Source organism: Bacillus sp. 1021 (assembly GCF_014534735.1).
GTDB lineage: Bacteria > Bacillota > Bacilli > Bacillales > Bacillaceae > Bacillus > Bacillus siamensis.
On the sequence record NZ_JACVSR010000001.1, the window covers coordinates 907,581 to 921,112 of the forward strand.

General features: G+C 42.6%; 15 protein-coding genes and 2 pseudogenes. 12 read left to right on the forward strand and 5 right to left on the reverse strand.

Going from position 1 to position 13,532, the window contains the following annotated elements; genetic code table 11:
* Positions 1–90 precede the first annotated feature (90 nt).
* A complete protein-coding gene (locus tag ICW23_RS04495) occupies positions 91–711 on the forward strand; it encodes a lytic polysaccharide monooxygenase auxiliary activity family 9 protein (protein WP_064778967.1) in 621 nt (206 codons plus the stop codon).
* Positions 712–871: 160 nt separating this feature from the next.
* Here ICW23_RS04495 and ICW23_RS04500 read toward each other — a convergent pair whose 3' ends face one another.
* A complete protein-coding gene (locus ICW23_RS04500) occupies positions 872–961 on the reverse strand; it encodes a YjcZ family sporulation protein (protein ID WP_016935991.1) in 90 nt (29 codons plus the stop codon).
* A 142-nt stretch (positions 962–1,103) separates the two neighbouring features.
* Between ICW23_RS04500 and ICW23_RS04505 the strand changes: the two are divergent.
* Positions 1,104–1,569, forward strand: a pseudogene (locus tag ICW23_RS04505) (GNAT family N-acetyltransferase).
* A gap of 378 nt (positions 1,570–1,947) precedes the next feature.
* Here ICW23_RS04505 and ICW23_RS04510 read toward each other — a convergent pair.
* Both ICW23_RS04510 and ICW23_RS04515 read right to left on the reverse strand, forming a co-directional pair.
* A complete protein-coding gene (locus tag ICW23_RS04510; RefSeq protein ID WP_188154085.1) occupies positions 1,948–2,118 on the reverse strand; it encodes a hypothetical protein in 171 nt (56 codons plus the stop codon).
* 167 nt (positions 2,119–2,285) lie between these two features.
* Positions 2,286–4,703, reverse strand: a complete 2,418-nt coding sequence (locus ICW23_RS04515) for a peptidase G2 autoproteolytic cleavage domain-containing protein (RefSeq protein WP_188154086.1) — start codon at positions 4,701–4,703, stop codon at positions 2,286–2,288.
* Positions 4,704–4,976: 273 nt separating this feature from the next.
* Between ICW23_RS04515 and ICW23_RS18890 the strand changes: the two are divergent.
* The 5 genes and pseudogenes from ICW23_RS18890 (at position 4,977) to ICW23_RS04535 (ending at position 7,839) form a co-directional block, all read left to right on the forward strand.
* Positions 4,977–5,130: pseudogene (locus ICW23_RS18890) on the forward strand (TM2 domain-containing protein).
* Positions 5,131–5,294: 164 nt separating this feature from the next.
* A complete protein-coding gene (locus ICW23_RS04520) occupies positions 5,295–5,729 on the forward strand; it encodes a dUTP diphosphatase (protein ID WP_016935986.1) in 435 nt (144 codons plus the stop codon).
* A gap of 212 nt (positions 5,730–5,941) precedes the next feature.
* On the forward strand, positions 5,942–6,766 hold the full coding sequence (locus ICW23_RS04525) for a poly-gamma-glutamate hydrolase family protein (protein ID WP_188154087.1): 825 nt from the start codon (positions 5,942–5,944) through the stop codon (positions 6,764–6,766).
* Between the two features lie 106 nt (positions 6,767–6,872).
* Positions 6,873–7,022 (forward strand): hypothetical protein, encoded by a 150-nt coding sequence (locus ICW23_RS04530; protein ID WP_016935984.1) that lies wholly within the window; start codon positions 6,873–6,875, stop codon positions 7,020–7,022.
* Positions 7,009–7,839, forward strand: a complete 831-nt coding sequence (locus ICW23_RS04535) for a prohibitin family protein (protein WP_016935983.1) — start codon at positions 7,009–7,011, stop codon at positions 7,837–7,839. The genes ICW23_RS04530 and ICW23_RS04535 overlap by 14 nt, the downstream gene beginning before the upstream one ends.
* A gap of 26 nt (positions 7,840–7,865) precedes the next feature.
* Here the strand turns inward: ICW23_RS04535 and ICW23_RS04540 are convergent, their stop codons facing one another.
* Positions 7,866–8,315 carry a YndM family protein gene (locus ICW23_RS04540; RefSeq protein ID WP_188154088.1) on the reverse strand — a complete coding sequence of 150 codons (450 nt, stop codon included), beginning with the start codon at positions 8,313–8,315 and terminating at the stop codon, positions 7,866–7,868.
* A 156-nt stretch (positions 8,316–8,471) separates the two neighbouring features.
* On the opposite strand from ICW23_RS04540, the gene ICW23_RS04545 reads away from it, so the two are divergent.
* Entirely contained in the window at positions 8,472–8,900 is a 429-nt protein-coding gene (locus ICW23_RS04545) for a hypothetical protein (protein WP_188154089.1), read from the forward strand.
* A gap of 339 nt (positions 8,901–9,239) precedes the next feature.
* On the opposite strand, the gene lexA is transcribed toward ICW23_RS04545, so the two are convergent.
* On the reverse strand, positions 9,240–9,860 hold the full coding sequence (gene lexA / locus ICW23_RS04550; RefSeq protein WP_007611720.1) for a transcriptional repressor LexA: 621 nt from the start codon (positions 9,858–9,860) through the stop codon (positions 9,240–9,242).
* Positions 9,861–10,012: 152 nt separating this feature from the next.
* Here lexA and yneA point away from each other — a divergent pair, with 152 nt between their 5' ends.
* The 4 genes from yneA (at position 10,013) to tkt (ending at position 13,461) form a co-directional block, all read left to right on the forward strand.
* Positions 10,013–10,324 carry a cell division suppressor protein YneA gene (gene yneA / locus ICW23_RS04555; RefSeq protein WP_016935980.1) on the forward strand — a complete coding sequence of 104 codons (312 nt, stop codon included), beginning with the start codon at positions 10,013–10,015 and terminating at the stop codon, positions 10,322–10,324.
* A gap of 15 nt (positions 10,325–10,339) precedes the next feature.
* The gene (locus tag ICW23_RS04560) at positions 10,340–10,990 is read left to right on the forward strand and encodes a YneB family resolvase-like protein (protein ID WP_016935979.1); all 651 of its coding nucleotides are present in this window, start codon (positions 10,340–10,342) and stop codon (positions 10,988–10,990) included.
* A gap of 68 nt (positions 10,991–11,058) precedes the next feature.
* Positions 11,059–11,292: a DUF896 domain-containing protein gene (locus ICW23_RS04565; RefSeq protein WP_003153997.1), complete on the forward strand. Its 234-nt coding sequence runs from the start codon at positions 11,059–11,061 to the stop codon at positions 11,290–11,292.
* A gap of 165 nt (positions 11,293–11,457) precedes the next feature.
* Complete coding sequence (gene tkt, locus ICW23_RS04570) at positions 11,458–13,461, forward strand: transketolase (RefSeq protein ID WP_188154090.1); 2,004 nt, start codon at positions 11,458–11,460, stop codon at positions 13,459–13,461.
* The last annotated feature ends 71 nt before the right edge of the window (positions 13,462–13,532 follow it).

Below are 13,532 nucleotides of genomic sequence, written 5' to 3' on the forward strand. Positions count from 1 at the left end.
TTCCTATCAAGAAAAGGAAGGTCATTTCATCCTCCATCGTGAAGTGTATATACTGAAAGGTTTTTACAAAAGAGGGAGGATGATGTAGAGATGAAGGGTTTAGTCAAAGCTGCAGTTTTAACTGTTACTCTCGGTATTGGAGGCGCTTTCTATTCGAGTGATGCATCTGCACACGGGTATATAAAAGATCCCGCCAGCAGAGCGTACATGGGAGCATTAGAGAAACAGACAATGGGCTGGACGGCCGCTGCTCAGAAATATGGCTCCGTCATTGATAATCCTCAGTCTGTTGAAGGGCCGAAAGGATTTCCGGCTGCAGGTCCGCCGGATGGAAGAATTGCATCTGCAAACGGAGGATCGGGACAAATTGATTTCGGTCTGGACAAGCAGACTGCAGATCATTGGGTAAAACAGAATATACGCGGCGGCTTTAATTCTTTTACTTGGCACTATACCGCACCCCATGCGACATCAAAGTGGCACTATTATATCACCAAGAAAAATTGGAATCCTAATAAACCTTTGTCGAGGGATGAATTCGAATTAATCGGAACGGTAAACCACGATGGCTCCAAGGCAGATACGAATCTGACTCATAGAATTTTTGTGCCGACTGATCGAAGCGGTTATCATATCATTTTAGGGGTATGGGATGTCGCGGATACTTCCAATGCCTTCTATAATGTCATTGATATAAACCTTACACAGTAATCTATGAAATGACTGATCGGCTGCATTCATGCATTGCCGATCTTTTTCGTTTGAAAGAGTTAGTTAAAGGAAGAAACAGCAAAGCGCCATAATGAATTCATTATGGCGCCTTACGATCATAGAGGTAATGCTGACATGGATGCGGAGGTAAGGGAGACTCTTAATAACCGCCGAGGAAAGAAGCACCGACGATGATTAATAAAATGAATAGCACCACGATTAACGCAAAGGAGCTACCATAACCGCCCATATGATCTCACCTCCCTTAAGAGGATTAATACATATTATGCTGAATATCAAAGTTTGATAGGGATGCTAGTTTATTTTTGAAAAAAAGTTCGTCTGCATATATTTTCTTCTCACATTTCCATCTTTTAAAGGGGGGATCGTAAATGCTTCCTGTAATAGAAACGGACAGACTTATTCTTAGAGAAGTTGAAAAGAAAGATGCAAAGCAAATATTTGCTTGTTTTTCAGGATGCAAATGTAACACGCTATTATGGTTTGGAACCTTTTGATTCAATGGAACAGGCTGAAAAAATGATTGGCTGGTTTAAAGATCAATATCATGATAAAAAGGGAAGCCGTTGGGGAATTGAGAGAAAAGATGCGAATGGAATAATCGGAACTATTGGTTTCAACTCTTGGGTGCCCAAGCATAAGCGGGCGGAGGTCGGTTATGAGATTCATCCGATAGGCGCTGTTGTTTTCATTGAGAATGCAGCGTCTCATCAATTATTGATAAAGGCGGGGTTTCAATCAGAAGGAATTTTGAGAGGATATATGTATCAAAACGGACTGCCCCATGATACACGTGTATATTCTATACTGAATGAGGACGTTGATGAGACGCTATAAAGCAATCTTTCAGCTGCGCCTCCTGCAGAAGGAGTTTGATTGTAAGAAACGATTCCAATAATCACCAACAAGATAATCAACACAAATATGCTCCACAGAGTTATTTTTAGACATTTTGACATGACATACCCTCACTTTGAAAGACTTTACCGGATCTGTGATCGAAGACTATTTCAAGTATATTCATTATAAAGGAGAAAAATGAGCAGTATCTCGGTGCAAAAATAAAAAAACTTGCGGTGCGCTGCCGCAAGTTTTTTCGCATTAAGGTCTGTGGAATTCAATATGCTGATTATCACGATCAAAATCTTATTTAGAAATGCACATTAACAAAAACACCCGGAGTTCACCGGGTGTAAAAAGCGTTGATATGTCATGTCAGCAACATTTTTTGCATTTTCTTTTATAGACAACGATGTAATCATAATCAAGATGCTTTTTGTCTTGTTTCTTCTTCTTTTTTTGTTTAGGCTGCTTTTCTTCCTTTTTACCGTGATCATAATGTCCGTCCATATCCATATCCATATCCATTTCCATATTCATATCCATACTCATATCCCTCCTTTTTCATCTGACGGTAGTATTCTATGACAGAAGGAACAGATGGCTTGGACAAATGAAACGATATGCTGTAAAAGAGGCGTCTCATCCGGTATAAAAAAACAGGATCATACCCGTCCGATAGATAGGGAGGAAATGATCCTGATATGAAAATCCTATTTGATAACCGCTATTGCAATGCCGTACCCTTTTTCTGGACTGTATAAGGCGGTCAGTTTCAATATCTTCCAGCCTTCCGCGGCTTTTGTACCGATTCCGTTATGGGCCGTGATATAATCTCCCGGGTTTACCGTACTGTCTACCCGTACGTAGTGCCGGCCGCTGAGTCCGACAATATGCCATTCGTCTCTGGCGGCGCGCGCTTCATAGTCAGCTTCAAGAGCCGGACTGCAGTCTGGGTTTTGTTTCGGCACGCGTATCGTTTCTCCTGTTTCTTCGTCAGTTACATTTTCATATATGAAACCGCCGAACTCGTTTGTCAAAAAACGGCTTTGCCATCCGAAGCTTGCGGCTCCTGATATAAAAGCGGCTGTTTCTGAAATGACGCCGAGCATATAATCACCAACGTGAGCCGGCTCGATTTTTTCTCCCCTCACTGTGACGATCGTCCCGGCGGGAATCGTCTGGCCGTTTACACTTTCAAAATATTCTCCGTACCCTGACAGGGAAGAGGTGACGGCTCCGGCGAAAGTTCCGTGGCCGCCCGCTGAGTCCAGTTTCCACTTAATGGACTGATGCCCTCCGGCAACGGTGTACGGTTCTTCCAATGTAATGCTTTCTGATGACAGAATAGTTCTGGAGACTTTGCTGCCCGTAACATGGACATTGTTTGAAGCAGCGATAAATGCCCTTGAACCTTCGGAACTTGAACCTCCGGAAGAGCTGATGATCGCATTTCTGTCACCTCTTGCCGTAATATCGCCTGTGCCCGCAATAACGGCGCTTGTCGGGTTAAATGCAAAACCCGAGCTTGTCGCAAGCTGTGCGCCGCCTTTTAAATTGACGGGGATCTGCTCGTAAGTCTGTCCTTTTATAGAAGCGGCAGCGCTGTAGCCTTCCGCCTGCACGCCGAGAATGACAGCCTGACTGTTAGGGGACGTAATTCCGACAGCACCGCCATCTCCGATCATCGTTCCATTCATAATATTTACGTTATATTGGCCTCCGCCAATTGAGATGCCTTTGGGAGAAGACTTGTAAATATCAAAATTTGAAATTTTAACATAATCGGTTTTATTTGATCCGCCGGATATATTGATGTCAACACCGGCTTGTGTAAAACCGCGTATTTTAATGCCGCTGATCGTAATATTTTGACTGCGGTATTGAAGGGCTACGACAGGATTCCCGCCATAATCATATGAAGGATCGCCAATAGCTGTGAATCCGTTTACATTTACGTTTTTATAGGCAGAGATAACCAGCGCCCTTGGCGTCACGCTGTCATAGAGAGCGTTGAAGACCGGTTCAATCGCGGTGCAGTCGGTTAAAGTAACATCATAAGCCGTCGTGCTTTCGGGGTCTGAGGCCTGGTGGTGTCCGATATGACGAATATCAAACGAACGTACATCACGATACGAAACATGGCCGATAATATGAACATTTTGGGAAGCCGGCCACAGGCTGTGCGCCTTTACTTCAATTCCGCGGATATTTCCGCTCGTATAGTTATTCAAAAGCCACACATGTTTAGAGCCGTCATCAATTTCAATGCCATTCGAATTTGCGCTGCCCTCGGCATGCTCTGTGCCGCGCGGGTTCCCTGAATGACAGTTGGAAATGAAAATATATTCGCTGTAATGGGTGGTAATACCGTCGTCTCCGGCGCCGTACGCCACACAGTTATCTATCCATATATAACGGCAGCCGTCTTTCGTCCATTCTGTTTCAGGCAAATGATCATAAGCCGGGGATGTGATATCGATACCATGCAGACCTGCGTTAACCGCTTCAACATTCTTGACCCAGCCGTATTGCACATTGGCAAACGTTAAACAGCTGGAAAATTGTCCCCCGGGGTTTCGGACTCCGCATTGACGATCAGGATTCCAGTCTAAAGTCATGCCCTGGACAAAAATATTACGGTTTCCATTTTCGTAGTTATCATTGGTTATAACCCATTCATATGCGGGAGTGTCCTCATGGAGTTTAATTACGGTAATCCCTTGTCCCTCACCGGAGATGGTAGTCCACGACGGAAGTTTTATCCCTTGAACTAAAAATTCTCCTGCGGGAACATTTACTTTGACGCGGCCGTTCCCGATCGCTCTCCGAAAGGCTTCCGTATTGTCTCGGCCGTCAGGGACCGCTCCGTAATCCTCTACATTCACTTCCCGGGTGATTTTATTCATAAGCATTTCGTATTCTGTATCAAGCCGTTCTTTTAAAAGTGAGGTGACCATTCCTTCCGCCGTCACTCGGGCATCTGCGATCTCAAGATTATCATCTGTTGCGGAATGCTTAATAAAATTTTGCATCCTTGCTTTGAGATGTTCCAATTCAGAGGAATGCGAAGGGTGAGACTGCAATGCGGCGTTTAAAGACGGATCAGGAAAGTTTTTAAATTGAACCATTCTAAAGACACCTCTTTCTTTTGATATAAGCGCTTGACGCAGGGGAGCAGTAAAAAGCCGCGCGCCTTATGCGCTTATTCATCAAATTCTTTGTTGAGAACGAAATCCCTTTTAAAATCAGATTGAATTTCAAAAAAACGCCAATATTTCAGGTGAAAGATCAAAACGAAGAAAGTTTTTGAAAACTAGTATAAAATTTACCTTTATATAGAGTGTGTATTATAAGTGGAGCTCTCCTGTGAAAACGATGGAAAAAGATTGTTGGGGGACGTTATGATAAGTAAGGAAAGCAGAATTGCGGCTGCAATATTAGCATTTTTCTAGGCGGTTTCGGCATTCATAAGCATTTATTGAATGTATTATTTATCTCTGCGGAAGCGAACAAGTATTTGATCAAAAGTATAATGTTTATTATGACAAACAGTAATCAAAAGCCTGAGTGGGATATCCCTCTTATCGGTTTCTTCTCAATTCAGCATTTTCTTTTCTTCGCATTAAATCCTTTCCTCAGCTGCTCAGTTAAAATGGTATAATGGTGCACGGATTGGTCATTAATACGACTAAAATAGGGAATCAAAAGGAGCGGCGAACATGACTTTACAAATTAAAATTAAATATTCAGATGATACACAAACGAGAATCAGTAAAATTGAACAGGGGGATTGGATCGATCTGCGGGCTGCAGAGGATATAACAATCAAAAAAGGTGAATTCAAACTTATCCCGCTCGGAGTTGCGATGGAGCTGCCGGAAGGATATGAGGCCCATGTCGTTCCGCGTTCAAGTACATATAAGCATTTCGGTATTATTCAGACAAATTCAATGGGTGTCATCGATGAATCTTATAAAGGTGACAATGATTTCTGGTTTTTCCCGGCATATGCACTTCGGGATACCGATATTTCCAAGGGAGAGCGGATCTGCCAATTCAGAATCATGAAGAAAATGCCTCAAGTGGAATTGATCGAAGTGGACAAGCTCGGGAACAATGACCGCGGCGGTCTGGGATCAACAGGCACAAAATAAAACGATTAAAGACTGCTGTTAAGCAGTCTTTTTATTGATTTCGAAGCGCCAGCCGCGCTAGCATATTGATAAATGATTTCCCGATATTCCCTCTTCAGCATTCCGTCTATCTAGAAGATGCTCTGATGTTTTTATTCTTTAAGATGAACGGAGGTCTTGTCCAACGTATATAATATTGTGACAAAAGTGTAAACAAAAGAAAGGATGATGTTATGAAAAAAAGGGTTAGAAGAGAAGACCGTAAAGCTGCTGGCAAAGAGGCAGAGCAGAAGAAACCGTCCAAAGTCACCCTGTTCTGCCGTTCGCTTCAAAGGCTGAAGCATTTGTATTGTAACATAAACATACAATTGCCATCAATAACCAAAAAAGGAATTTTAGTTTTAATTTTATCGTTTTTTCTTCTGCCGTTTTTACGGGCTGATGCCGCTTCAGATACTTACGGCAGTTTCGAAGAATTAAAACTGCATGAGGCCCCCTCCGTTTTTTCTATTTCATCGAAAGAACATGACCCTTCTGTTCTCATATTAGCTATACACGGCGGAGGCATAGAGCCGGGGACCAGTGAGTTGGCCAGAAAAATTGCCGAAAACCGGAGCCTGTATTTATTTGAAGGGTTAAAATCAGCCGGCAATGCTGAGCTGCATTTGACCAGTTCGCATTTCGACGAACCTAAAGCCGTTCAAATGGTGAAAGAGCACTCAAATGTCATTTCATTGCACGGTTACGGCAGCGACGATAAAAAGATAAAAATCGGCGGTACAGACAGAGAACGGGCCGAACTTTTGACAAGTGTGCTGAAACGGAACGGGTATCCTGCCGTTCTTCTTGGCATAAATGATAAATACGCAGGTGTCAGTCCGAACAATCTTGCCAATCAATCTTCATCCGGATTAAGTATTCAAATCGAAATGAGCACCGGTTTCAGAAAATCACTGTTTGATACTTTTACGCTTAAAAGCAGAGCGTCCACACAAAACGATACCTTTCTCCAATTCACAAAAACGATTTCTGATTTTATCAATGACAATTATAAATAAGCACGCCGCTTTTTGCCGGCGGAGCTTTTTCTTTTGAAATTTATGAAACTTTAAGTTCTTAAGATCGTATACATAACTGACAGGATGAAAGAAAAGAGGTGGGCGAATGAAAGTGATGATTGGGTCTGTCATTCTTCTTGCCATCATCGGATTCGGTTTATGGCTGATGCTGAGTCCAATCTTTAAACAAGTGGGAAGCGGAGCCAAAAAATTTAAAAAGTCATGGGAGGAAGAAGATCAGCATGAGCGAAAATAAGCGGAGAAACACAAAAAAAATACTCGGCGGTGTGATTATAGGCGCAGCCCTTTTAATTGCGGGCGTTACGGCGTCATTATTTATTGAAAAAATACCGAATGGTTATGTCGGAGTTGTATACTCACCGAACGGCGGGGTAAAATCCGAAACTTTGGATCAAGGCTGGCACTTAGTCGGTTTGTTTAATAAAGTAACGGAATATCCGGTGCGTATGCAGACCGTAAATAATGAAAATATAAAAGTGGCAACCTCAGACGGTAAAAATATTGAAATGGATATCGCTTACAACTATGTTGTGCAGCCTGATAAAGTAGTCGATCTGTTTAACAAATTCGGGGCGGTAGACGTTGAAACGATTGAAAATACATATTTAAAAACAAGACTGTGGGATGCGGCGCGAAAATCAATCAGCAAATACTCGGTTATTGACACATACGGGCAAAAATCTGCAGAAGCCGCTGCCGATGTTCAAAAAAGGTTTGCTGAGGATATGAAGAACCTTGGATTTTTAATTGATGATCTGACGCTTGGCGTACCGAAGCCGGATAAAGCCACACAGGAAGCCATTGATGCAAGAGTGAAGTCTTCACAGGAGCTTGAACGGACGCAGACTGAAATTAAAATAGCTGAAGCAGAAGCGAAAAAGAAAAAAATTGAAGCGGAAGGGATCGCTGATTATAACCAAATCATAAAAAAATCAATGTCTGATGAAATGATCAAATATAAATGGATTGAAAAATGGGACGGAAAAACACCGAAAGCGACAGGCACAGACTCACTGCTGCAGCTGCCGCTGGACGATCAGAAGCAAAAATAAAAAGGAAGGAGGCGGATGCCTCCTTTTTATGTTTTTTCTTCAGAATCTTTTTCCGGCATTAATTCTTCAGACGCCTCGGTTTGATATCTCAATAGTGTGCTGTCTGTCCCTGTTTCGCCCTGATAATCTTCAGGCAGCACAAATTGCTGCAGATACCGGTGGAAAAATGCTTCAAAAACAGAAAGGCAAAATGCAGAAATAACTGCTGCCGCTGCAGGGGAGACATTAAACCCGCCAATGTTCATTAGAAATATCCATAATATAATGAATGAAATTCCGAAATCAGCTGCAACGGCTGTAAAATTGCTTGTTCTCGGCAGAATCATGCAATCACCCAAAAAGTAAGTGATCAAACTTAAGATCAAGGTAATAAAAAGAACGTTTAAAAAAGTTACTTGGTACATCAGATCCAGGACAATGTACAGCAAAGCAAGTGTGAGCGCTGTTTTAGAAGCGAAAGCAATTACATGTTTCATTTGAACCACCTTCGTTATTTCGTTTAGTCTTCATTGTAGGCAATCAGCAAATTTTTAAACTGGTATATAGTGGTTATAAAGTGTGCGTTTCAATAAAATGTAAATAGACATCACCATATTCACAAGTTAAAATATGTAAAAAAGGGGGATGCAAAATTGAAAAAATGGTGGATATGTATTGCTGTTTTTTTATTATGTTTTTGCGGAGTACACTCAGCAGAAGCGGCTACCACTGAATTCGGATCAAAAACAAGCTTCATTATGGAGGGAGATGTAAAAGAGTTTTTTATTGAAAATCCGGGGGCTGTATCAGCTGATGATTACCTATTAGGATACAAGTTCACCATTGTGAACAATTCTTCATGCAATTTAAACGTGAAACTCCAGCGGATGGCGCTGAACGGAAACTTTTATACATTAAGTTCTAAAAGTTACAGCGGCAGCTGGTTAAACCTAAGTGCCCAGGACAAAAAATCAATTGATCCGTATCACAAATACAGGATTCTGATTGAAAGCTCTTCAAGCGTCTGTGAACCTGTTCATATTAAAGGGTTATACGGCGTGGAATATTATCATTTTGATTGAAAATAGATACCCGCAAAGGAAGCGGGTTTTTTTTACACCTCATCAAAACTTATTGTACTATGTACTAAATTTTCACAAATACAATGTAATCCGCCCGCTCCAGGTAAAGATAAATATATATCAAAATCAGCCCGCACAAATACAAAAGTTGAAATATGGATAAAAAGTTTCCTTGGGTAAACATTATTTGTTGACTTCAAAAGTGAGATGCCCGATAATAAAGATGTAAGTTTTTCCTCCTTAGCAGGTTCGTTTCTTAAGCCAGGGCGAATCTGCTCTTTTTTTGCAAAAGAAAAACCCCTTTCAGAGGGGTTTTACGATAAATAAAGTTTAATAGAATTAATGAACGGCTCTGAATACGCCGATCACTTTCCCTAAAATACTTACGTTTTGCAGGATAATCGGTTCCATCGTCGGATTTTCCGGCTGCAGCCGCACATAATTGTCTTCTTTATAGAAGCGCTTGACCGTGGCTTCATCATCTTCGGTCATAGCCACCACGATTTCCCCGTTATTGGCCGTGTTCTGCTGTTTGACAATGACGTAATCTTTGTCAAAAATGCCGGCGTCAATCATACTTTCTCCCATGATTTCTAACATGAATACGTGTTCTCCCGGAGGAACCATCCGGTCAGGAAGCGGAAAATATTCGTCGATATTTTCAACAGCCGTAATCGGAATACCAGCCGTCACTTTTCCGATGACCGGGACATTGACAACCTGGCTTTTCGGAATTTGGACTTCTTCTTCATCCAATACCTCAATCGCTCTCGGTTTAGTAGGGTCCCGTCTGATCAGGCCTTTTGTCTCCAGCCGCGCCAAATGTCCGTGCACGGTTGAACTGGAAGCCAGTCCTACTGCTTCTCCTATCTCTCTTACAGAAGGCGGATATCCTTTCGTTTTTACCTCTTCTTTAATAAAACGCAGGATATCAAGCTGCCTTTTTGATAGCTTCGTCATATTTCGCACCTCAAAACGTCGATTTTAAGTAGATTATAGCATGATTTTCCTGACAGTACAAACATAGGTTCGAAAAAAACGATTGACAGAAACATTTGTTCGTATATACTGAAAGGTATAAAAAGCGAACAAACATTCTGGAGGTTGTTTAAATGGCGAAGGAATCTATCATATTTGTCGGACTGTTTACTGCGATTTTAAGTGCCGTTATTTTACTTGTTTCATGTGCGGGAAATGATCAAGCACTCAGCCAATATGTTAAAATAAAGGTTCAGGACGGAGATACTCTGTGGTCACTTGCGGATCAAGTAGCAGAGAAGAAAAATATTAACAAAGAAGATTTCATTGAGTGGGTGACGGAGAATAATCATCTCCAAACTGCTGATATAAAGCCCGGAGACGAACTTATTCTTCCGGTTAAGAAGGAGCATCCGGCTGTATATCAGCTGGCCATTGTCAATTAGAGAGGAAAGAGAGAAATGAAGGCGCTCATTTATGCCCGGGTAAGCACAAACAAAGAACAGCAGCAGACGTCTTTAAAAAGACAGGAAGAGGAGCTCAGTGAGATCGCTGCGGCAAACGGCATGGAAGTCGTAAAAGTCATTTCAGAGAAAGCCAGCGGTTACGAAATGGACCGCGACGGAGTATTTGAAATGCTTGATGAAATTAAAAAGTCACATATTGACGCGATATTGGTGCAGGATGAAACAAGACTGGGAAGAGGAAACGCCAAGATCGCGCTTTTGCATTGTATTTACAGGGAGAATGTAAAGATATATACGACGGCTCATAAAGGTGAGCTGGAGCTTTCCGAAGCTGATACGATGGTACTCGAAATCGTCAGTATTGTTGAGGAATATCAAAGGAAAATTCACAATATGAAAATTCGGCGGGGAATGAAAAGAGCCGTAAAAAACGGTTATAAACCTGAACGGAATCTGAAAAACAGACATGAAAACAGCGGAAAAGAAAAAAAAGAGGTTCCTGTTTCGGAAATTATCAGGCTGAGAGCCAACAAGCTTACCTTTGCAGAAATCGCCGCCACCTTAAGAGGATTCGGCTATGATGTATCCAAAGCCACGGTTCACCGGCGTTTTCAGGAATATATCGCAGACAGCGAAGGCAGCTGACATGCTTCAGTTGTAAAAAAGACTATGTTTTAGTAGTATATAATCAACACGCATCAAAGGAGCTTATTATGATTTCTAAAGAAAAAATCGCAAGAATTAACGAATTGGCTCAAAAAGCTAAATCAAACACGATAACCGATGAGGAAAAAGCCGAACAGCAAAAGCTTCGCCAGGAGTATTTGAAAGGGTTCCGCTCCTCAATGAAAAATACGTTAAAGAGCGTAAAAGTTATTGATCCAGAGGGTAATGATGTCACTCCTGAAAAATTAAAAAGGGAACAACAGAAAAATAATCTTCATTAAACAGAAAGAATACGGCAATACGTATTCTTTTTTGTATATACTAATATCAGGCTGTGATTTGCGACAATTTTCAACAAGTTTATCTCAAATTTAAGCTGAAAGAGTTGAGAAAAAGTCAGCATCGCTTTATGATGAAAAGGTACAACAATAAGGAAGGGGATTATAATGGATACAATTGAAAAGAAATCAGTTGCCACCATACGTACACTATCTATAGACGCAATTGAAAAAGCTAATTCCGGACACCCAGGGATGCCGATGGGAGCTGCTCCGATGGCTTACACGCTGTGGACGAAGTTTATGAATGTAAATCCGCAGAACCCGGGATGGTTTAACCGCGACCGCTTTGTTTTATCAGCAGGACACGGTTCAATGCTTTTGTACAGCATGCTGCATTTAAGCGGGTATGACCTCAGCATTGAAGATCTGAAACAGTTCCGCCAATGGGGAAGCAAAACACCGGGACATCCGGAGTTCGGGCATACAGCCGGCGTCGACGCAACAACCGGGCCTTTGGGACAGGGTATCGCTATGGCAGTGGGAATGGCAATTGCAGAACGCCATTTGGCTGAAACATATAACCGGGATTCATTCAACGTAGTTGATCATTATACATATAGTATTTGCGGAGACGGCGATTTGATGGAAGGCATTTCTTCTGAAGCCGCTTCTCTTGCAGGCCATCTGGAATTAGGCCGCCTGATCGTATTATACGATTCTAATGATATTTCTTTAGACGGCGATTTAAACCGCTCTTTCTCTGAAAATGTAAAACAGCGTTTTGAATCCATGAACTGGGAAGTCCTTTATGTTGAGGACGGAAATAACATCGCTGAATTGACGGCTGCAATTGAGAAAGCGCGCCAGAATGATAAAAAACCGACATTAATTGAAGTGAAAACGACAATCGGTTTCGGTTCTCCAAACCGCGCGGGCACATCCGGTGTTCACGGCGCTCCGCTGGGACTAGAAGAGAGCAAGCTGACTAAAGAAGCGTACGCTTGGACGTTTGAAGAAGATTTTTATGTTCCAGAAGAAGTATACGCGCATTTCAACGAAGCTGTAAAAGAAGCCGGCGCGAAAAAAGAACAGGAATGGAATGAACAGTTCGCGGCTTACAAGGAAAAATATCCTGAGCTTGCTGAACAGCTGTCACTCGGAATGAAAGGCGAACTGCCGAAAGACTGGGATCAGGAAGTTCCTGTCTATGAAAAAGGCAGCAGCCTTGCTTCCCGCGCATCTTCAGGTGAGGTGCTGAACGGCATCGCCAAGAAAATTCCTTTCTTTGTCGGGGGATCTGCTGACCTTGCGGGTTCAAACAAAACGACAATCAAAAACGCAGGGGACTTCACGGCCAAAGACTACGCCGGGAAAAACTTCTGGTTCGGTGTCCGTGAATTTGCGATGGGCGCTGCTTTAAACGGAATGGCGCTTCACGGCGGCCTCCGCGTATTCGGCGGCACATTCTTTGTGTTCTCAGATTATTTAAGACCTGCTATTCGTCTGGCGTCATTAATGGGGCTTCCTGTCACTTATGTATTTACGCATGACAGTATTGCCGTAGGAGAAGACGGACCGACTCACGAACCGATTGAGCAGCTTGCATCTTTACGCGCGCTTCCTAATCTTTCTGTGATCAGACCTGCTGACGGAAATGAAACCGCAGCTGCGTGGAAGCTAGCCGTTCAAAGCCAGGATCATCCGACAGCTCTTGTGTTGACACGCCAAAACCTGCCGACAATTGATCAGCAGGCTGAAGAAGCGTATGCCGGAGTAGAAAAAGGGGCTTATACCGTTTCCAAAGCAAAAACCGATTCACCGGACGCCCTTCTTTTAGCGACAGGTTCTGAAGTCGGACTTGCGATTGAAGCACAGGCGAAGCTTGCTGACGAAAACATTCATGTGTCTGTAGTCAGCATGCCGAGCTGGGACCGTTTCGAAAAACAATCGGCCGAGTACAAAAACAGCGTACTTCCTCCGAATGTGACGAAACGTCTTGCGATTGAAATGGGATCAAGCTTCGGCTGGGGCAAATTTACCGGTCTTGAAGGAGACGTTCTCGCAATTGACCGTTTCGGTGCTTCGGCTCCGGGAGAAACAATTATGAAAGAATACGGGTTTACTGCAGAAAACGTGGCTGACCGCGTGAAGAAACTGCTAAACAAATAAAGAAACGAAAGAGGATGAGTCAAATCATCCTCTTTTTCCTGTTTATACGACAAAAATAGAAGGGGCGCCGT

Coding starts and splice junctions, on each gene's coding strand:
- yneA (WP_016935980.1), top strand. CDS start 10,013: ATGGCGAAGGAATCTATCATATTTGTCGGACTGTTTACTGCGATTTTA.
- ICW23_RS04565 (WP_003153997.1), top strand. CDS start 11,059: ATGATTTCTAAAGAAAAAATCGCAAGAATTAACGAATTGGCTCAAAAA.
- ICW23_RS04540 (WP_188154088.1), bottom strand. CDS start 8,315: ATGAAACATGTAATTGCTTTCGCTTCTAAAACAGCGCTCACACTTGCT.
- ICW23_RS04530 (WP_016935984.1), top strand. CDS start 6,873: ATGAAAGTGATGATTGGGTCTGTCATTCTTCTTGCCATCATCGGATTC.
- ICW23_RS04500 (WP_016935991.1), bottom strand. CDS start 961: ATGGGCGGTTATGGTAGCTCCTTTGCGTTAATCGTGGTGCTATTCATT.
- ICW23_RS04510 (WP_188154085.1), bottom strand. CDS start 2,118: ATGGATATGAATATGGAAATGGATATGGATATGGATATGGACGGACAT.
- ICW23_RS04525 (WP_188154087.1), top strand. CDS start 5,942: ATGAAAAAAAGGGTTAGAAGAGAAGACCGTAAAGCTGCTGGCAAAGAG.
- ICW23_RS04535 (WP_016935983.1), top strand. CDS start 7,009: ATGAGCGAAAATAAGCGGAGAAACACAAAAAAAATACTCGGCGGTGTG.
- tkt (WP_188154090.1), top strand. CDS start 11,458: ATGGATACAATTGAAAAGAAATCAGTTGCCACCATACGTACACTATCT.
- lexA (WP_007611720.1), bottom strand. CDS start 9,860: ATGACGAAGCTATCAAAAAGGCAGCTTGATATCCTGCGTTTTATTAAA.
- ICW23_RS04515 (WP_188154086.1), bottom strand. CDS start 4,703: ATGGTTCAATTTAAAAACTTTCCTGATCCGTCTTTAAACGCCGCATTG.
- ICW23_RS04495 (WP_064778967.1), top strand. CDS start 91: ATGAAGGGTTTAGTCAAAGCTGCAGTTTTAACTGTTACTCTCGGTATT.
- ICW23_RS04520 (WP_016935986.1), top strand. CDS start 5,295: ATGACTTTACAAATTAAAATTAAATATTCAGATGATACACAAACGAGA.
- ICW23_RS04560 (WP_016935979.1), top strand. CDS start 10,340: ATGAAGGCGCTCATTTATGCCCGGGTAAGCACAAACAAAGAACAGCAG.